This window comes from Glaciihabitans tibetensis (assembly GCF_003003265.1).
GTDB classification, from domain to species: domain Bacteria; phylum Actinomycetota; class Actinomycetes; order Actinomycetales; family Microbacteriaceae; genus Glaciihabitans; species Glaciihabitans tibetensis.
In genome coordinates this window covers 327,137-346,283 of record NZ_PVTL01000002.1, presented here as the reverse complement: position 1 = coordinate 346,283, position 19,147 = coordinate 327,137, and the positions used below count along the sequence as shown (strand labels likewise).

The following is a 19,147-nucleotide window of genomic DNA, read 5'->3' as shown; positions in this document are numbered from 1 at the left end:
AGAAGGCCGATCGTGCGGGACCGTCGACCGGGCGAGGTCAGGATTCAAGAATCGAATCTGGCTGGATGTCGATGCGGGCACCGGTCAGCTTGGCGGCGAGCCGCGCGTTCTGACCTTCTTTTCCGATGGCCAGCGACAGCTGATAGTCCGGCACCAGTGCGCGCACCGCTTTCAGCGACTCGTCGATCACGAAAGCGCTGGTGACCTTAGCCGGCGAGAGGGCGTTGGCCACAAAGGTGGACAGGTCTTCCGAGTAGTCGACGATGTCGATCTTCTCGTTGTTGAGCTCCGCGGTGACCGCGCGCACGCGCTGGCCAAGCTCGCCGATGCAGGCACCCTTGGCATTGACACCCGGCTGCGTCGCACGCACCGCAATCTTGGTGCGGTGCCCTGCCTCGCGGGCGAGAGAGGTGATCTCCACGACGCCGCTGGCGATCTCGGGGACTTCGAGGGCGAACAGCTTGCGGACGAGGGAGGGGTGGGTGCGGCTGACCGTGATCTGGGGACCCTTCAGTCCCTTGCTCACGCTGGTGACATAAACGCGAATGCGGGTGCCGTGTTTGTAGTCCTCGGTGGGAACCTGCTCCTCGGGCGGAAGAATCGCCTCGATTGTTCCGAGGTCTACGTGGATCATGCGAGGATTTGGGCCCTGTTGGATGACTCCGGCGATGATGTCACCCTCGCGGCCCTTGAACTCGCCGAGCACCTGGTCGTCCGCGATGTCCCGCAGGCGCTGGTTGATGACCTGCTTCGCGGCGAAAGCGGCGATGCGGCCGAAGTCGTTCGGAGTGTCAACGGCTTCTCCGATCAGGTTGCCGTCCTCGTCCATTTCTTCGACGTACACGGCAACGTGGCCGGTTTTGCGGTCGAGCTCGACCCGTGACTTCGCCGGCTCGGGGTCACCGGGCTTCTGCTCGGTTTCACTCGCGTTCTTCAGGTAGGCGGTGTGAATGGCCTGTTCGATGATCTGCACGAGTTCCTCGAAGGGAATTTCTCGCTCGCGCTCTAAGAGACGCAGCACGCTCAGGTCGATGTCCACTGAGGGCCTCCACTATTTTTGGTTTTTGTGACTCCGCAGCGGGGTTCCGGCGAATGTCTACCCTCTAAGGTACCGGAATTGGGAGCGGCGTGAACCGCGCCCGGTCACCACGGCCTGTCGGTGAACCCGCCCGTGCCCCCTTCGGCGCGACCACGCGCGTCATCCTCGGCCTTGTCCTCCGCTGCGTCTTCGCCCTGCTGTTCAAGTTCGTCGAGCTGCTGTTCGGGGCTCGCTTGCTCGGTGCCGTTGTTGAGGCCGTCCAGGTAGTCCGCCGCGTCGAGCTTCTCCTGGAGACGCGCCTCGGCATCATTGAGCTCCTGGCCGGGGTCACGGCCGTTGACCGGCTCGTCCGGAGGCGTGCAGTCATGCGCCGCCAGCACATCGAGCGCTGTCTGGTAGAGCAGTTCGGCACCCGCGAAGAGGCCCGCACTGGCGTACCCGTCGGCGAGGCGCTCCCAGCCCAGCGACAGGTTCACCACGACCTCGCACTCGTGGTCTGCGGGGACGAGGGTCAGGGCTTTTTCGAAGTCATCAATCGCCGGAACGTAGTCCTCTCCCGCGGCCAGCGCGCTCCCGCGGTCGAAGTAGGGAATCCACGGCTCCAGCAGATTCGGTTCGAGGAGGGACCCGAACGTCTCCGCGCTGGACGTGTAGCCGCCGCGCATGTAGTCAGTCATCGCGCTCGCTGCTATCACTGGCCGACTGATCAGCCACCCGGCGATGATCGTCATGGCCAACACAACGGGGAGGCCGAACAGCAGCAGACGACGCCGCAGGCGGAGTCTGGCGCGGTTGCCCTCGACCGAGGGAGCTGACGCAATACGCGGGGACTTCGCCATGATCACTCCACTCCTCGTGTCTCACGGAGCGCGCGTGCGAGCCCGATCCACTCGCGTACGAGCAACGCGAGCAGCGGAATCACGAGGATCCAGTACAACTCGGTGGGAGCGGTGCCCGTCTCGGTGGTGACGTCGGGCGTTTCGAACTCGATCCCCCGGACCAGGGAATCGACGCCCTGGCCCGAATCCCGATGCTCATAGGATACGCCGAGCTGGTCCGCGATGCTCTGGAGCCGGGTCTCGTCGATGCGGGAGATGGCGTCCGTCGGCGGAGTGGTTGTGAAGTCCTGGATGTAGGTGCTCTCCGAGTACATGTCCGCGTAGCCGTCGTACGACAGCATCCGGCCGCCCTCCTCGGTGCCGTAGCCGAGAACCGCTCCCCCATCGATGGACGGCTCAAGGGCTGCAAACGACCCCGGTTCGGTAGCGACGGTCTGCTCCCCGTCGCCGAAGTAGTAGACCACGCGCGGGCGGTCGGGGTGTGCCTCCTCCGCGTCTGCGAGAACTCGCGTGAGCAGTTCTGTCGACGCGTCGATGCTCGACCCAGCGGAATAATTCGTCACTTCCTGGGTGAGAACGGTGACCGCGGAGCGGAGCGCGGACAGGTCGCTGGTAAGTGGCATCCGCTGCACCGCGCTCGAGTCGAAGGTGATGAGGGCAAATTCCGCGCCCGCGAGGGTCTGCGCAAGCGCGGAGATATCCGCTCGGACCCCGGAGAGTCGTGGGCTGCCCTCGTCGCCGAAATCTTCGGCCGCCATACTGCTTGTGGTGTCGACGACGAAGTAGACCTCGAGTCCGCCCTCCGCCGCTGGCCCGGGCTCGGTACCACCGACACCCGGGCGTAATGCCACCGCGGCGAGGAGCAGGAGCATCAACAGACGCAGGCTCCACTCGCGGGCGAGGCGGGTGCCGCGGTGGCGAATGACCTGCCACACCACGAGCGCGAGGGCGACGCCCAGCACGGGAATCAGGATCGGAAGCGGAAGCATGGGGGTGATGTTCATCGCCGGAGCCTCCACTGCAGCACGAGGGTTGCGAGCACACCGAGCAGGAGCAGCACAAACGGGAGGCGCGGCTGATCGCCCAAAATCAGCTCGGGCGCACCGGGCAGAGCCGCGGCCTGCTCGGCCGTGATGCGCTCCACGATGCCGGGAACCGCGTCGGGATCGTCGAGGGCGTAGTACGTTCCGCCGGTGCCCTCAGTGACGGTGCGAAATTCCTCGGCGAGGTCGGCGAGGTAGTCCCGCGCGAGCGTGTCTCCCGGGTTGATCCCGTACACCCGGATGTCCTTCTCGATCGCGAGCTGCCCCGCCTCGGGAAGGGTGTAAATCGAATCGCCGGCGACGAGGTTGTCGGTCGCGAGGATGATGGAGCGGGACCGCTCAGCTTCGGGAGTGTCGAAGCGCAGGGTGCAGGAGGCAAGACCGTCGCCGATCAGCGAGGAGCCGTCGCCGAGAAGAGTTCCGCTTTCAATGGTTTCGTCCGGCGTCTCAAACGTCTCCCGGATGCGTTCCAACTGTCGCGTGATGTAGGCGTAGTCGCTACTGAGCGGAAAGTAGGTCACCGCCGATGCGTTGAACAGCACCAGCGACAGCCGTTCGCCGGAAAACTGGCTGGACAGCTCGGCGAAGACATCCACGATCTGCGCGTCGTAGTCGACCATCGACCCGGAGACGTCGAGGCACAGCACGATGTCCCGGGTCGCCAGCTCAGGCTGCGCCAGCGCCGGGGCTGCCGGACGCGCCGCGAGCGCCACACCCGCCAGAACCGCGATGAGCACCGCGGCGATCGACCCGACCAGCAGGGCCCGGTAGCGACGAAGCGCCCGCCGATAGCTGGGGAGCGCGGTCAACCGGTCGGCGTGCGCGATGGGTACGGAGGGTGCGTCGTCGCGGGCCCGGCGCTTGCGGAGCAGAATGACGATCGCGAGGGTGACTGCGCCGACGAGCGCTGCGGCACCCGGCATCCACCAGTTAATCAGGGTCGTGATGTTCGTGAACTCGCCGGTCATGGCAGTTGCCCCCAGTCCTGCACAACGCGACGCGCGGCCGCCGCGGAGGTGGCGACCGCAGCGCTGTCGTCCGTGCCGAACTCGGCCGGGTAAAAGCGCTCGACGGCGCCGGTGAGTCCGGGCAGGTTGAGGCGGCGCAGCTCCCCCAGGGTCATCGCGGACGCCGGATAGCCGCTCGACTCGTGCACGTACCCGCGGACGAGCGCGCTGAGCCGCTGGTGCGCTGCCCGGCTGGTCAGCTCTGCGCGCTCGTAGGCGCGCACAACCTCGTCGATCATCCCGAGGTAATGTGCGCGCACGGCCGGGGCGAGGGCCGCCCGTGCGGCAGCCTCAGACACAACGGGGCGCGCGCGGGTCAGCAGCGGCACCGCGATGAACCAGGCGACGACCAGGGCGAGCAGCACGAACGCGAGCACGGCCCAGAGCGGGTTGTACTGCACCGGCGGAAAGAAGTCAGCGTTTGGCATGTCGGTGCAATTCCAACAGGCGCAGCAGGGAGGGCACAACGTCGACGGTCGAGCCGAGCCGCGCGCTGCTGATGCGCAGGCGAGCAAACAGCGCCTCGTTGCGATCGCGTCGTTCGGCCACCGACCGGTCGAAATCCGCGCGGAGCGCCGGGTCGGCGCGCAGGTACATCGGCAGCGCCACCGAGGTCGCCACGTCGTGCATGCGCTGGCCAGCCCATTGCTCCGCGAGCAGGTCGGCGTCACCCACGCTCAGCCAGAGGATCTCGTGCTGGACGGACAGGCGGCGCAGCAGACGCGCCTCTGTCTCTCCGAGGGCGCGATCATCGGCGACCACGAGAACGATCATCCTGCGCGTGAACGACTTCGCGACAAATTGCAGGAGGCGAGTGAGATCACTGCGCGGCGCCTGCAGGGTCGTTGCGGAGTCGATCTGCCGCAGGAGACGTTCGAGGGCTGCCTCGGTGGATGCCGGGGGCTCGAATTTTGTGTGCTCGGCGTCACCCGACACCAGCACAAGACGGTCACCGTGTTTCAGCGCGAGGTAGCCGATGATTCCGGTCGCGAGGACGGAGAGCTCGCTCTTGGTCTCGCCGCTTTCCGCCAACGCGGCCATGTTGCGCCCGGTGTCGACAAGCAGCAGCACGGTCTGCTTGCGGGTGGCGATGTAGCGGCGAACCAGGGGCGCACCGTGGCGGGCCGTCGCCTTCCAGTCGATGTCCCGCGGCTCGTCTCCGGCAACGTACGGGCGCAGGTCGTCGAACTCGATGGTGCGCCCGTGGAAAATGGAACGGTATTCGCCGTCGAGCAGCCCCCGCACCCTGCGGTGCGCGTGGATTGCCAGTTTCGTCTTGACCCGGCGCAGAAGACTGGTCATGCCCTACGGCGCGGGGATCGCGGCGAATACCGCGTCGATGAGCGTCTCTGGACGGATGTCTTCTGCGATCGCTTCGAACCCGAGGATGATGCGATGGCGCAGGATCACGTGGCGCAGGGTTTTGACGTCGTCGGGGATCACGTGGTCGCGGCCCTCGATGAGCGCAAGCGCCCGCGCGGCACGCGCGAACGCGATGCTCGCCCGCGGACTCGCGCCGTACTCGATGGCAGAGGCCAGTTCGGGCGTGAGGTATTTATTTGCGTGACGGGTCACGTAAACCGCGGACACGATGTAGTTCTTGATCGAGGGGTCGAGGTAGACCTCGCCGACCAGCTTCTGCAGGAACAGCACGTCATCGAGGGTGGCGGCGGCGGGCGGATCTTCGTCGTACACGCCGGAATCGACCCGGTCGATGATCGTCAACTCCTCCTGGAACGAGGGATAGTCGAGGATCTCCTTCAGCAGGAATCGATCGAGTTGAGCCTCGGGCAGGTGGTAGGTGCCCTCCTGCTCGATCGGGTTCTGGGTCGCGAGGACGAGAAAGGGCTTGGGCAGCGGGTACATCTGGCCACCGATGGTGGTCTGGTGCTCCTGCATCGCCTCGAGCATGGCGCTCTGCGTCTTCGCACTCGAGCGGTTGATTTCGTCAAGGAGCACGAAGTTCGCGTGCACCGGCCCCAGCTGGGTCTCGAAGCTCGAGTTCGTGTAGTCGAAGATCTGGGTGCCGATAATGTCGCTCGGCAGCAGGTCGGGGGTGCACTGGATGCGCCGGAAACTGGCCTGCACGGCGTCGGACAATGCCTGGGCGGCGGTTGTCTTCGCCAGCCCGGGAACGCTCTCGAGGAGCACGTGTCCCCCGGTGATCAATGCGATGAGCAGGCTTCGCCGCAGCCCCTCCTGCCCGACGACCTTGGCCGCGTACGAACCGCTGACCGCCGCGAGGATGTCGCGGGCGCGGTCACGGTCGGCGGTGGACATGGCGATGGTGCGGGTGTCGGTCACAGGCGTGCCACTTCGAGCGCAACATCCGCGACGGCGACGGGGGTGCGAACGCCGGTGCGGCGATCCCACAGTTCGACCATTCCCTCGCCGGCGCTGCGCCCGACGATCACGATGATGGGAACACCGAGCAGTTCAGCGTCGCCGAACTTCACCCCGGGCGAAACCTTGCGGCGGTCGTCGAAGAGAACGTCGAATCCGGTGGCTTCGAGCGACTCGATGAGCGATCCCGCCACGTCGTAGATGACTTCCTCGCGGCCGGCCGCGACGACGTGCACGTCGTAGGGTGCGACGTTGCGGGGCCAGATCAGGCCCTTCTCGTCGTTGTTGCTCTCGGCGATGACCGCGAGAATGCGGGTGACGCCGATGCCGTAGGAGCCCATCGTGACGGTGACGAGCTTTCCGTTCTCGTCGAGCACCTTGAGGCCGAGCGCTTCGGCATACTTACGGCCCAGCTGGAAGACGTGGCCGATCTCCATGCCCCGGGCTGTTTCGAGGGGACCGGAGCCGTCGGGCGCCGGGTCGCCCGCGCGCACGTCGGACGCCTCGATGAATCCGTCGGCGAAGAAGTCCCGGCCGGCGACGAGGCCGAAAACATGCTTCTGGTCGATGTTCGCGCCGGTGACCCACTGCGTGCCATCGACGACGCGGGGATCGAGCAGGTAGCGGATCGAGGTCGCGGACTCTTCGCCGAGCATGGGCCCGGTTGCGGACCAGGGTCCGATGTAGCCCTTGACCAGGCTCGCGTTCTTCGCGAAGTCTGCTTCGTTCGCGGCTTCAACGGTGGCGGGAGCGACGGCGACCTCGACGCGCTTGAGATCGACGTCACGGTCTCCCGGAAGACCGATGACCAGCAGCTCGCGGGTTCCGTCGAGGTGCTTGAGCGCGACGACAACGTTCTTCAGGGTGTCTGCGGCCGTCCAGGGACGATCGCTGCGCGGCTGCTGCGCGTTGGCGAGATCGACGAGGGTCTGGATGGTGGGGGTGTCTGGCGAGTCGAACACCGTCGGCTCGGGAAGCGCTGCGAAGTCGATCGCGTCGGGAACCGTCGTGGTGTAGGCCTCGACGTTTGCCGCGTAGCCACCGGCGGACCGAACGAAGGTGTCCTCGCCAACCGGGGTGGGGTGCAGAAACTCTTCACTTCGCGATCCGCCCATCGCCCCGGCATCCGCCTTGACGATGACGTACTCGAGCCCGAGGCGGGTGAAGATGCGCTCATAGGCGTCGCGCTGCGCCTGGTAGCTGGTGTCGAGCCCGTTGTCGGTGTAGTCGAAGGAGTACGCGTCCTTCATCGTGAACTCGCGGCCACGCAGCAGCCCTGCGCGGGGGCGGGCCTCGTCGCGGTACTTGTCCTGGATCTGGTAGATCGACAGCGGAAGGTCTTTGTACGAGCTGTACAGGTCTTTCACGAGGAGGGTGAAGACCTCCTCGTGGGTGGGCGCGAGCAGGTAGTCCGCACCCTTGCGGTCCTGCAGGCGGAACAGACCATCGCCGTACTCTTCCCACCGGCCGGTTACCTCGTAGGGCTCGCGCGGCAGCAGGGCGGGAAAGTGCACTTCCTGCGCTCCCGCGTTTTCCATCTCCTCGCGGATGATGGCTTCGATCTTGCGGCGGACCTTCAGCCCGAGCGGCAGCCAGGCGAACACGCCTGGAGCCTGGCGCCGAATGTAGCCAGCTCGCACGAGGAGACGATGACTCGTGACCTCGGCGTCTGCGGGGTCTTCACGGAGCGTACGGACAAAGAGGTGAGAGAGGCGTGTTGGCACGCGCTCAATGCTACCGGCGGTGTCTGGGTGGCTGCGCCGCGGTGGATAACTTCACCACGGCGCCGCCTCCACTCAGGGGGTGAGGACGACGGGCGAACCGAGCTCGCCCGCGGGCATTTCGGCCGCGAGGCGCTTGGCCTCTTCGATCAGGGTCGCGACGATGAGCGCCTCCGGGACGGTTTTGATGACCTCGCCCCGGACGAAGATCTGGCCCTTTCCGTTGCCGCTCGCAACGCCGAGGTCGGCGTCGCGCGCTTCACCGGGTCCGTTCACGACACAACCCATGACGGCCACGCGGAGCGGCACGGTCATTCCCTCGAGTCCGTCGGTGACGTCATTCGCCAGCTTGTAGACGTCTACCTGGGCGCGGCCGCAGCTGGGGCAGGACACGATTTCGAGCTTGCGCTCACGCAGGTTGAGCGACTGCAGGATCTGCAGGCCGACCTTGATCTCCTCGGCGGGAGGCGCCGAGAGAGAAACGCGGATGGTGTCGCCGATGCCCTCGGACAGCAGGATCCCGAAGGCGGTCGCGCTCTTGATGGTGCCCTGGAAGCTCGGGCCCGCTTCGGTCACGCCCAGGTGCAGGGGCCAGTCGCCTCGCTCGGCGAGCAGACGGTAGGCCTTCACCATGATCACCGGGTCGTTGTGCTTGACCGAGATCTTGAAGTCGTGGAAGTCGTGCTCTTCGAACAGGCTCGCCTCCCAGACGGCGCTCTCGACGAGAGCCTCGGCGGTCGCCTTGCCGTACTTCTGCATGATCGACGGCTCGAGCGAACCCGCGTTGACCCCGATGCGGAGGGAGACTCCCGCTGCCTTGGCAGCGGCAGCGATGGCGCCGACCTGGTCGTCGAACTTGCGAATGTTGCCCGGGTTGACCCGGACGGCGGCGCATCCGGCGTCGATCGCGGCGAACACGTAGTTCGGCTGGAAGTGGATATCCGCGATGACGGGGATCTGGCTCTTCTTCGCGATGATCGGCAGCGCTTCCGCGTCATCCCGGCTGGGGACCGCCACGCGCACGATGTCGCAGCCCGACGCGGTCAGCTCGGCGATCTGCTGGAGGGTCGCGTTGATGTTGGTTGTGGGGGTGGTGCACATCGACTGCACACTGACGCGGGCGTCACCTCCGACAAGAACCTTTCCGACCTTGATCTGGCGGGACTTGCGGCGGGGGGCGAGGATTTCGGGAACTTTGGGCATTCCCAGATTGATGGCAGGCACAGAGGAATTCTATGTCGCGCCTCCCGACCGCGCTGGGCACACGGCCGAACTTCAGGCTCGGTTAGAGAATGCTGATGGGCTTCACGATGTCTGCGTACACCAGCAGCAACGTCATGGATCCCAGTAGAACGGCGACCACGAGGGTGAGCGGGATGATTTTTGCCGCATCCACCGGGCCCGGGTCGCGACGCCCGAACAGTTTCGCGAAGAAGCGACGGATGCCCTCCCAGAGCGCGCCGACCACGTGACCGCCGTCGAGCGGCATAAGCGGCACGAGGTTGAAGACAAACAGGGCGATGTTGAGCGAAGCGAGCAGGCTGATCAAAAACGATGCCCGGTCGAGGATCGGGATGGTGTCGATGCTCGTGATTTCGCCGGCGATGCGGCCGACACCAACAACACTGATGGGCCCGTTCGGGTCGCGCTCCTCCGGGCCGAACGCGGCGTTGACGATGTCGATGAGCCGCTCGGGCAGGTGGAGAATCATCGTCACCACGCTCGAGATGTTGTCGCCCACCGCGGGCAGCACCGCGGTGATGGGCTGCTGCACGGTCTCGGTGGCGGCACCGATGCCCAGGAACCCGACCTCTTCTGTGACGGCGTTGCCGTCGCTGTCCTCGACCAGTTCGCTGTTGTCGTCGTAGACGTACCGCTCGGTGAGCAACGGGGTCGCGTCGAGCCTGACCTCGGAGCCCTCGCGCTCAACGACAACCGCAAGCGGCTCCCCCGCGGACTCGCGGATGATGCCGGTCGCCTGGTCCCACGAGGTGATCGCGGTGCCGTTCATGCTGATGATTCGGTCGCCGGGCTGGAGTCCTGCTTCCGCCCCCGGTGCGGTCGGGTCATCCGCTGCACACTCTGTCTCGGTGCTCGACTGGGAGATTACGCACTCCGAGACGGATCCGATCGTGGTGCTCACCTGCGCCGTACCGAAACCGCAGAGGACAACGGCGTAGAGCACGATGCCGATCAGCAGGTTCATGGTGGGTCCACCGAGCATGATGATCACCCGCTTGAAGACGGGAAGCTGATAGAAGGTGCGGTGTTCCTCGTCGACCATGACGGTCTCCGCCGACGCGGTGCGTGCGTCCTGCACGAGGGTCTGGAAGAAGCCGGTGCTCGCGGTGCGGGCCCCGCCGCCGGTCTTGGCCGGCGGGTACATTCCCGACATCGATATGTAGCCGCCGAGTGGGATCGCCTTGAAGCCGTACTCGGTCTCGCCGTATTTGCGAGAGAAGATCGTGGGGCCGAAGCCGACCATGTACTGCCCCACCCGCACACCAAAAAGCTTCGCGGGCAGCAGGTGGCCGACCTCGTGCAGTCCAACGGACACAACGAGGCCAACAAAGATGATCAGAATGCCCAAAACATAGAGCAGCACAGTTTCCACGCGCTAACAATAGCCGCGCAGTTCTATGGCGAAGCTGGACGCGCGATCCGGGGTTGCTGCGCGGGCAGCGTGAGCGGTGAATTCGAGCTACGGGTGGCGGCGACCCTGCCCGGCCAAGAGGGCGCGGTAGCCGGAGCGATAGTCCGGATAGGTGAATTCGAAGCCGGTGGCCCTCAACAGGGCGTTGCTGCAGAGTTTGTCGCCGCCGCGTTCGGTGGTGGACTCGACCAGCTGCGGTTTGGCCGCTCCCAGCTCGTTCGCGAGGAACTCCAGCACCTCCGCGCTTCGCACCGGCTGGTTGTCGACGCCGAGGTACAGCGGCGCGGTGGGCTGCCCCATGGTCATCAGGTGGACGATGGCCGCCGCTGCGTCATCCCGATGAATGCGGTTTGTGTGTGCCGATCGGGCGCTGACCGTCGCCCGTCCCGCGCGAACCTGGGTGATCAGCCGCTCGCGCCCCGGCCCGTAGATTCCGGTGAGGCGCAGCACAACGGCGGAGGGTTGTCGCGCGTGCAGCAGCTGCTCCGCCTCGAGCAGGATCGCCGCCGTCTCCGTGACCGGGACGGCCGCGGTGTTCTCGTCGACCCAGCTGCCGTCCGACACGCTGAACACCGCGGTCGAGGACACCAGCAGCATCCGGCGGGGAGTCACACCGGCTTCGTCGAGGGCATCGAGCACATTTCGCAGCCCGTCGACATACACCGCGCGGTAGGCCTCCGGCGTCGGGCTGCCCGCGGCGAGCGCGACGATCACCGTGTCGGTGTCTGTGGGGATGCTGGGCCGCTCGACGGTCAGGTCGACGCTCTGCCCCTCGATGCCGGCGGGGAGCAGGCGGGCAGACCGCCGGAGACCGACTACCCGCGAGCCGAGCGCCGCGAAGCGCAGGCCCACCTCGGTTCCGATGTCGCCGCAGCCGGCGATCAGCACGGTCATCGGGAGATCGCCGCAATCCGATGGTCGGCTTCTGCTCGCGCCACGACTTCGGCGTCGAGGACCGCCTCGAGGGTCATCTCGCCGGCGTCGGCACCGTGGCCGTCGACGACGTGGCGCACGACGTCGAGGATGTCGAGATAACCGATCCGCCCGGCGTGGAAGGCGAGCACGGCCTGCTCGTTTGCGGCGTTGAAAACCGCCGGGAAGGTCGAACCCGCGCGACCGACGGCCTTGGCGAGTTCGACGGCGGGAAACGCCTCAGAGTCGAGAGATTCGAAGGTCCAGGTGCTCGCCTGTGTCCAGTCCAGCGGGGCGCCCACTCCGGGCACCCGGTTCGGCCAGTCGAGCCCGAGGGAGATCGGCAGTCGCATGTCTGGCGGGGAGGCCTGCGCGATGGTGGAACCGTCGACGAATTCGACCATGGAGTGCACCATCGACTGCGGGTGGACGGTGACCTCGATGTTGTCGTAGGGCACGTCGAAGAGCAGGTGGGCCTCGATGACCTCGAGGCCCTTGTTGACCAGGGTCGCGGAGTTGGTGGTGATGACAAGACCCATATCCCAGGTCGGATGCGCGAGCGCCTCGCGCGGTGTGACGTCGACCAGCGAGTCGCGCCTGCGTCCCCGAAACGGCCCACCGGAGGCGGTCAGCACCAGGCGGCGAACTTCGGCGGCGGTACCCGAGCGCAGCGCCTGCGCGATGGCCGAATGTTCCGAGTCGACGGGCACCAGCTGGCCGGGACGGAGCCTCGCCTTCACGAGCTCACCGCCCACGATCAGGCTCTCCTTGTTGGCCAGAGCCAGCGTCGCTTCGGTCTCCAGCACGGCGAGGGTCGGGCCGAGACCTACAGAACCGGTGATTCCGTTGAGCACGACGTCAGCGTGCACGTCGCGAACCAGCTGGCACGCGGCATCCGCCCCGATAGAAACGTGCTCGACACCAAACTGTTCTGCCTGCCGCTCGACCAGCTCGCGGTTGCTGCCCGCACCGAGGCCGACCACTTCGAACAGCTGGGGGTTGGCCGCGATCACCTCCAGGGCCTGAACGCCGATGGAGCCGGTTGAGCCGAGAATGATTACTTTGCGCACGACCCCATGCTAGGCCGATGGGCCGGGCGAGCACGCTGATTTGCCGCGGCGTCGTAGTCTGGAAGGTATGACGTTCACGGTCCCGCAAGCACGCAAACTCCTCACCGAACTCCCCGGCCCCAAGTCGGTCGAACTCCAGGCCAGACGCGAGCGCAGCGTCTCCCGCGGCGCCGGGACTCTCGCCAACATCTACATGGACCACGGATCAGGCGCGATCCTGGTGGACGTCGATGGAAACCAGCTCATTGACCTCGGCTGCGGCATCGGCGTCACCACGATCGGGCACGCACATCCCGAGGTGGCGGCCGCGGCATCCGCCCAGGCATCAAAGCTCACCCACACCCTCTTCACGGTCACCCCCTACGAGAACTACGTCAAGGTCGCCGAGAAGCTGGCCGAGATCACCCCCGGGGACTTCGAGAAGCACTCGATCCTGGTGAACACCGGAGCCGAGGCGGTAGAGAACGCGGTGAAGATCGCCCGCAAGTTCACCGGCCGCCGCGCGATCGTCGCTCTCGACCACGCTTTCCACGGCCGCACCAACCTGACCATGGCGATGACCTATCGCCCCTGGCCGGAGCGGGCTGGAATGGGCCCGTTCCCCGGTGAGATCTACAGCGTGCCGATCAGCTACCCCTTCCGCGACGGGCTGTCCGGCGAGGAAGCGGCCGAGAAAACCATCGACTACATCACCACGCACATCGGGGCAAGCGAGGTGGCGGCGTTCTTCGTCGAACCGATCCAGGGCGACGGCGGCATCATCATCCCCGCGCCCGGCTACTTCAAACGCCTCAGCGAGTTCTGCACCGAGAACGGCATCGTGTTCGTAGCCGACGAGATCCAGGCCGGAATCGCCCGCACCGGCGTCTGGTACTCGATCGAGCACCACGGGGTTGTGCCTGACCTCATCACGACTGCGAAGGGCATCGCGGGCGGCTTCCCGCTGGCGGCCGTCACCGGTCGCGCCGAAATCATGGACTCCGTGCAGCCCGGCGGCATCGGGGGAACCTTCGGCGGCAACCCCGTCTCAACCGCCGCGGCGCTGGCCGTGTTCGACATCATCGAGAAGGAGAACCTGCTCGAAGCGGCCCAGAACGTGGAGCGGATGCTGCGCTCACGCATCGGCGACTGGGCAGACAAGTACGACTTCGTCGGAGAGGTGCGAGGCAAGGGCGCGATGTTCGGCGTCGAGCTCGTCAAGCCCGGCACCAAGATCCCCAACCCCGAGGCCCTGGCGAGCGTGCTGAAGTACGTGACAACCCACGGTGTCATCGCGCTCGACGCGGGGAGCTGGGACTCCGTGCTGCGCATCATGCCGAGCGTTGTCATCAGCGAAGAACTGATCGACGATGCGGCGACCGTCATCGAAGAGGCGTTCGCGCTGCTCTGATTGATACAACACGGTCCTGACCGGGACAGCACCGTCCTGACCGGGACAGCACAAGCCCCGCCGACTTTCGCGAAGTCGGCGGGGCTTGTGTGTGGGGCGAGGGTATCGCCCGGGGTGTTACTCCTTAGCCGAGGCCGAGGATGTCGATCACGAACACCAACGTCTCGCCCGCGAGCTCTGAGGTGTTGGTCTCGCTCGGCTCGCCGTATGCGAGGGCGGGCGGGATCACCACGAGAATCTGCGATCCGACCTGCTGGCCCTCAATCGCCTGGGCGAACCCGTCGATGAGGCCCGAGGTGTTGAACGCTGCAGTCGAGCCGGTTCCCCAGCTCTGGTCGAAGATCTCCTTGGTGGACCACGCGGTGCCCTGGTAGTTGACCACCACGTCGGCGTCGGCCGGAACCTCTTCGCCGTCACCCTGCTTGAGTACAGCAACCTGCAACTCGGTGGGGGCCGCGGTGTCCGGCAGGGTCACCGTGGGCGTTCCGGTTTCATCGTCCGCAACGGAGACGGTGATGTCGGGGAAGTCGGCGGGAATGTCCTGGTCTTCACCGTCAGCCTTCGGCAGTGCCGGCTCGACATCCGCCGGCTCCTCTGCCGTGACGACGTCGGCGACGATGACGAGGGCGTCCTCCGCGGTCATGCCGTAGGTCTCCAGCGCGGTCTCGTTGAGGCCGTCGGCGGGCGCGGCCACACCGACGACCCGGGAACCCACCGTCGAGCACAGCAGGGTTGAGGTGAGCCCGGCGATGAGGGATCCGTCGAGCGGGAAGCCGACCGCGCTCTCACCGTCGTACGGGGTGGCGTCGATCTCTTCGCCCGTGGTGCCATTGAACATGGTGTAGTCAATGGTCACGTCGTAGTCTTCGGCGGCAACTTCTCCATCGCCCTCGATAACGACCGTACGCTCCGTGGTTTCGGCCGTCACCGGGGTAGCGATGGTCACCTCAGGCTTCTCACCAAACGCCCCGGTCACTTCGACGGCGTCGGAGACGGACCCAGACGCGGTGGGTGAACAGTCGGCGGCGGCTTCTTCGTCATTCGATGACGAGCATGCCGCCAAGGGGATTACGAGACCAGCGGCCAGGACGAGTGCTGCAGTTCTGCGCACAATGCGCCTTCCTGTAGGAGACAAAAACAGACACCAGTTTGGACCATACAGCTGGACACCAACTGCCAGAACCCCCCGGCGCGAGGTCACGATCCGATATGAATCGGTTCGAATGGCCTCAGCCTGCCAGAACCACGGTCGGTTCGTGGCCGACGGGGAAGTTGACCGACGCCGCTATGAAGCACTTTGTGCTCGCCTCGGCGTGCAGGCTGAGAGCAAGCTCCGTGTCGCCGCCGGCGATGGTTACCCGCGGACGCAGGGTCGCGGACACAAAATGCCCTCCCCCGTCCGAGGTCTGCTCCATCGTGCCCTCCGCATTGTCGGTGTAGCCCACCACAACGATCCCGTGGGATGCGGCCACGTGCAGGTAGCTGAGCAGGTGGCACTGGCTCAGGGCGGCCAAAAGCATCTCCTCGGGATTCCAGCGGTCGGTGTCTCCCCGGAACGCCCGATCGCTTGAGCCCTCGATGCTGTGTTTGCCTTCGGCCCGGATTACGTGGTCGCGCCCGTACGACCTGTAGTCGCTCGTTCCGCTGCCCCGGTCGCCCGTCCACTCGAGGGAAACGGCGTAAAAATGCTCAAGGTGCATTGCAAATCCTTTACTAAACTTGAGTCCATCATGACTGACACGATCGCGACACAGAGCAGCCCCGCAATCCCCCAGGAACGCCGGATCGTTACCGCGATCCCCGGGCCCCAGTCGCAGGCGCTGCACCAGCGTCGTGCGGCGGTTGTTCCCGTGGGCGTCTCCTCCGTGCTACCCGTATACGTGGCGCGGGCCCATGGCGCCATCGTCGTCGACATCGACGGCAACCAGTTTATTGACCTCGGCGCGGGCATCGGCGTGACCACCGTCGGACACACGGACGACGCGGTGGTTGCCGCCGCCTCGGCTCAGCTCGCCGACTTCACCCACACCCTCTTCACCGTCACCCCGTACGAGGGCTACGTGCGGGTGGCGGAACTCCTCGCCGAGCACACCCCGGGAGACCACGCCAAGAAGACGGTGCTGGTGAACTCCGGTGCGGAGGCGGTCGAGAACGCGGTGAAGATCGCCAGAAAGTACACGGGTCGCAGCGGTGTCGCGGTACTGGAGCACGCCTACCATGGCCGCACAAACCTCACGATGGCGATGAACTTCAAGGCCGCGCCCTACTCGACCGGGTTCGGTCCGTTCGCCGGCGATATTTACCGGGCGCCCAATTCCTACCCATTCCACGACGGACTGAGCGGGGCGGATGCCGCGGCGCGAACGATCGCTTACCTCGAGAAAACCGTGGGGGCAGCAGACCTCGCCTGCCTGGTGGTCGAGCCCATCCAGGGCGAGGGCGGATTCCAGGTGCCTGCTGAGGGATACCTTCCCGCGCTGCAGCAATGGTGCACCGACAACGGCATCGTGTTCGTCGCCGACGAGATCCAGAGTGGGATGGGACGTACGGGTGCCTACTTCGCGAGCGAGCACTTTTCGCTCGTCCCCGACCTCGTGCTCAGCGCCAAGGGAATCGCGGGCGGCCTGCCGCTGGCCGGGGTAACCGGTCGCGCGGAGATCATGGACGCGGCGCAGCCCGGTGGGCTCGGCGGTACATTCGGCGGCAATCCGGTCGCCACCGCAGCATCCATCGCCGTGTTCGGGCAGATCGAGTCCCTCGGCCTGCTCGCCGAAGCCACCCGCATCGAAAAGACGCTGAAGACTGGCCTCACCGCCCTTCAGGTCAAGTACCCGATCATCGGGGAGGTTCGCGGGATCGGTGCGATGGTTGCGATTGAGCTGGTCGAGCCCGGTACCCTTCTTCCGAACGCTGCGGCCGTGACATCCATCGCCACCTTCGCTGCGCAGCACGGCGTCATCGTTCTGACGGCGGGAACCTACGGAAACGTGCTGCGCTTCCTGCCGAGCCTCGCGATCACCGACGAGCTGCTGCACGACGCGCTCTCGGTCATCGACGACGCGTTCGCGGCGCTGTGACGACCACGCAGACGGGCGCTGTGACGACCACGCAGACTCCGGTGGGCGGCGAGCGCGCAGCCGCGCTGGGTTCGGGGACCGAGCTTGGTTCGGGGACCGAGCTGGGTTCGTGGAGCGAGCTCGCGGTTCTTGAGCGCAGCGGCATGATCGAGTCCCGCCACTTCGGTTCTGCCGTTGTGATCGGGCCGGCGGGCGCAATCCTTCGCCAGCTCGGAGACCCCACGGCGCTGATCTATCCGCGGTCCACGATGAAGCCGCTGCAGGCGATTGCCGCGTTGCGCGCCGGGGCTCCCCTCGCGGGCGTCCGCCTCGCACTGGGCACCGCCAGCCACTCCGGGTCCGCAGAACACGTCGCCGTTGTACGCGACATCCTGGCTGCAGCTGGGGTCGACGAGGATGCTCTCGCCTGCCCCGCCGACCTGCCCTCTGATGGCGCATCGCGCGCGGCGGTACTTGCCGCCGGCGGCGCCGCGGCACCGGTGTACATGAACTGCTCGGGCAAACATGCCGCGTTTTTGCTGGCATGCACGGTGAACGAATGGCCAACCGACGGTTACCTCGAGCCGGGGCATCCGCTCCAGGCGTTGATCCGGTCGACTGTCGAGGAGTTCACCGGCGAGCCGATCGTGCACTCGGGCGTCGACGGCTGCGGTGCACCCGTGCACGCGATGTCGCTCACGGCCCTCGCCCGGGCGATCGGACGGGTCGCACGGGGAGAAGACCCGCACACGGCGGCCCTGGCGGGTGCCTTTCTCGCGCACGCCTGGGCCATCGACGGGCCCGGCCGCGCCAATACCGTCACGATAGACACGCTCGGCATCATCGCGAAACTCGGCGCCGAGGGTGTCATGGTTATGGGCTGCGGCGACGGCACGACCGTAGCCGTCAAGATCCTCGATGGAAGCCTGCGCGCGGCGACCCTGGTCGCCCTCGAGCTGCTGGTCTCTGTCGGGGCGGTCGAACGGAGTGACGCCGACGCCGTGCTGGACCAGACGCTCGAGCGTGTGCTCGGCGGCGGCGACAGTGTGGGGAGCATTCGCGTCGCGTTCTGACCGGAACGTTCTGACGGGAGATCTGCCGCAGCCAGGGGCACCTATCCCCCACAGGGGTTCGGGTCCGTGGCTTCTGCGCAGAATGGTCGCAGCCCGGAATACTGAGACCGGGGCCGACGAGCATTCTCGGTATGTCACAACCAGACCCGAACGGGGCCCGCCTCACTGCGGTTCCCCGTGTCGTTGTTCCCGACCGCACCTACTGGGGGTTGCGCTCCCCCGACACCACGATGGAACTGCGCCAGCGCGCGCGTCATTTCAGCATCATGCTGCCGCGCCAGTCGTTCTACACCCACACAACAGCGGCCCGGCTGCACGGGATCCCGGTTCCCGCGCGCGTCGACGGAGCGATCCGGTATCACGTCACCCGTGCTGCGCCGGACCGGGTTGCCAGCTCGCTGGGGGTCTGTGGGCACGGATTGAAGATGGGCGCGGATGACGTCGTCGAACACGACCGGGTGCGGCTCACCAGCGTCGAACGCACCTGGTGCGACCTCGGGGGTCTGCTGGCACTGCCTGACCTGGTCGCCGCCGGCGACTACCTCATCCACTGGCAGGATCCGCTCACCTCGCAGCGTCGTCTCGCCCAGGCCGTGGAGCAACTTCCCAACCGTCGCAACGTGCGCATTCTTCGCGCCGCCGTCGCCTCCCTCAGCGATCGCAGCGACTCCCCGCCCGAGTCGATGCTGCGCGTGATCCTCGCCGCCGGACGGTTTCCGCCCGCCGTGGTCACCCGCGTGGTGTCCGACGGATACGGCGAGTACATCGCCCACACCGACTTTCTGATTGAAGAGCTTGGCGTTCTTCTGCACTACCGCTCGGCCGACGTGCGCGGCACCATCGACGACCCCTGGGGATGGTCGTCGCGCGACGATAACCCGACCGATGGTAATCCGCTGGTCATCGAACTGGACTCGGACGACCTTCGGGATCCGGCGGGCCTGATCGACCGCATCTGGACCTGCCTCCGCACCCAGGGCACGCCCCGGTACTAGCCGTTG

At 66.3% G+C, this 19,147-nt stretch carries 18 protein-coding genes; 4 read left to right on the top strand and 14 right to left on the bottom strand.

What is annotated here, in order from left to right; genetic code table 11:
- Window positions 1–37: 37 nt before the first annotated feature.
- The 12 genes from nusA to B0I08_RS05345 form a co-directional block, all read right to left on the bottom strand.
- A complete protein-coding gene (nusA, locus tag B0I08_RS05400; RefSeq protein ID WP_106210577.1) occupies window positions 38–1,039 on the bottom strand; it encodes a transcription termination factor NusA in 1,002 nt (333 codons plus the stop codon).
- Window positions 1,040–1,143: 104 nt separating this feature from the next.
- Window positions 1,144–1,878 (bottom strand): hypothetical protein, encoded by a 735-nt coding sequence (locus B0I08_RS05395; RefSeq protein ID WP_106210575.1) that lies wholly within the window; start codon window positions 1,876–1,878, stop codon window positions 1,144–1,146.
- 2 nt (window positions 1,879–1,880) lie between these two features.
- Window positions 1,881–2,882, bottom strand: coding sequence for a vWA domain-containing protein (locus B0I08_RS05390; RefSeq protein ID WP_106210573.1), 1,002 nt, complete (start codon window positions 2,880–2,882; stop codon window positions 1,881–1,883).
- Entirely contained in the window at window positions 2,879–3,889 is a 1,011-nt protein-coding gene (locus B0I08_RS05385; RefSeq protein ID WP_106210571.1) for a vWA domain-containing protein, read from the bottom strand. The genes B0I08_RS05390 and B0I08_RS05385 overlap by 4 nt, the downstream gene beginning before the upstream one ends.
- Window positions 3,886–4,356: a hypothetical protein gene (locus B0I08_RS05380; RefSeq protein ID WP_106210569.1), complete on the bottom strand. Its 471-nt coding sequence runs from the start codon at window positions 4,354–4,356 to the stop codon at window positions 3,886–3,888. Before B0I08_RS05380 ends, B0I08_RS05385 begins: the two co-directional genes overlap by 4 nt.
- The gene (locus tag B0I08_RS05375) at window positions 4,343–5,230 is read right to left on the bottom strand and encodes a DUF58 domain-containing protein (RefSeq protein ID WP_106210567.1); all 888 of its coding nucleotides are present in this window, start codon (window positions 5,228–5,230) and stop codon (window positions 4,343–4,345) included. The genes B0I08_RS05380 and B0I08_RS05375 overlap by 14 nt, the downstream gene beginning before the upstream one ends.
- Window positions 5,231–5,233: 3 nt before the next feature.
- Window positions 5,234–6,208, bottom strand: coding sequence for an AAA family ATPase (locus B0I08_RS05370; RefSeq protein WP_106210845.1), 975 nt, complete (start codon window positions 6,206–6,208; stop codon window positions 5,234–5,236).
- A gap of 20 nt (window positions 6,209–6,228) precedes the next feature.
- Window positions 6,229–7,995: a proline--tRNA ligase gene (locus B0I08_RS05365; RefSeq protein WP_106210565.1), complete on the bottom strand. Its 1,767-nt coding sequence runs from the start codon at window positions 7,993–7,995 to the stop codon at window positions 6,229–6,231.
- A gap of 72 nt (window positions 7,996–8,067) precedes the next feature.
- Window positions 8,068–9,216 (bottom strand): flavodoxin-dependent (E)-4-hydroxy-3-methylbut-2-enyl-diphosphate synthase, encoded by a 1,149-nt coding sequence (gene ispG / locus B0I08_RS05360; RefSeq protein WP_181243247.1) that lies wholly within the window; start codon window positions 9,214–9,216, stop codon window positions 8,068–8,070.
- Window positions 9,217–9,277: 61 nt separating this feature from the next.
- Window positions 9,278–10,606, bottom strand: coding sequence for a M50 family metallopeptidase (locus B0I08_RS05355; protein WP_219905615.1), 1,329 nt, complete (start codon window positions 10,604–10,606; stop codon window positions 9,278–9,280).
- An 87-nt stretch (window positions 10,607–10,693) separates the two neighbouring features.
- Window positions 10,694–11,539, bottom strand: coding sequence for an NAD-dependent epimerase/dehydratase family protein (locus tag B0I08_RS05350; RefSeq protein ID WP_106210563.1), 846 nt, complete (start codon window positions 11,537–11,539; stop codon window positions 10,694–10,696).
- On the bottom strand, window positions 11,536–12,627 hold the full coding sequence (locus B0I08_RS05345; protein ID WP_106210561.1) for a 1-deoxy-D-xylulose-5-phosphate reductoisomerase: 1,092 nt from the start codon (window positions 12,625–12,627) through the stop codon (window positions 11,536–11,538). Before B0I08_RS05345 ends, B0I08_RS05350 begins: the two co-directional genes overlap by 4 nt.
- A gap of 58 nt (window positions 12,628–12,685) precedes the next feature.
- Here B0I08_RS05345 and B0I08_RS05340 point away from each other — a divergent pair, with 58 nt between their 5' ends.
- Window positions 12,686–14,017 (top strand): aminotransferase class III-fold pyridoxal phosphate-dependent enzyme, encoded by a 1,332-nt coding sequence (locus B0I08_RS05340; protein WP_106210839.1) that lies wholly within the window; start codon window positions 12,686–12,688, stop codon window positions 14,015–14,017.
- Between the two features lie 124 nt (window positions 14,018–14,141).
- Here the strand turns inward: B0I08_RS05340 and B0I08_RS05335 are convergent, their stop codons facing one another.
- Both B0I08_RS05335 and B0I08_RS05330 read right to left on the bottom strand, forming a co-directional pair.
- On the bottom strand, window positions 14,142–15,128 hold the full coding sequence (locus B0I08_RS05335; RefSeq protein ID WP_106210559.1) for an FKBP-type peptidyl-prolyl cis-trans isomerase: 987 nt from the start codon (window positions 15,126–15,128) through the stop codon (window positions 14,142–14,144).
- A 118-nt stretch (window positions 15,129–15,246) separates the two neighbouring features.
- Window positions 15,247–15,717 carry an OsmC family protein gene (locus B0I08_RS05330; RefSeq protein WP_106210557.1) on the bottom strand — a complete coding sequence of 157 codons (471 nt, stop codon included), beginning with the start codon at window positions 15,715–15,717 and terminating at the stop codon, window positions 15,247–15,249.
- A 30-nt stretch (window positions 15,718–15,747) separates the two neighbouring features.
- On the opposite strand from B0I08_RS05330, the gene gabT reads away from it, so the two are divergent.
- The 3 genes from gabT to B0I08_RS05315 all read left to right on the top strand — a co-directional run bounded on the left by gabT (window position 15,748) and on the right by B0I08_RS05315 (window position 19,141).
- The gene (gene gabT, locus B0I08_RS05325; protein WP_106210555.1) at window positions 15,748–17,094 is read left to right on the top strand and encodes a 4-aminobutyrate--2-oxoglutarate transaminase; all 1,347 of its coding nucleotides are present in this window, start codon (window positions 15,748–15,750) and stop codon (window positions 17,092–17,094) included.
- Between the two features lie 101 nt (window positions 17,095–17,195).
- Window positions 17,196–18,146: an asparaginase gene (locus tag B0I08_RS05320; RefSeq protein ID WP_425432988.1), complete on the top strand. Its 951-nt coding sequence runs from the start codon at window positions 17,196–17,198 to the stop codon at window positions 18,144–18,146.
- 131 nt (window positions 18,147–18,277) lie between these two features.
- Window positions 18,278–19,141 carry a hypothetical protein gene (locus B0I08_RS05315; protein WP_106210553.1) on the top strand — a complete coding sequence of 288 codons (864 nt, stop codon included), beginning with the start codon at window positions 18,278–18,280 and terminating at the stop codon, window positions 19,139–19,141.
- Window positions 19,142–19,147 lie beyond the last annotated feature (6 nt).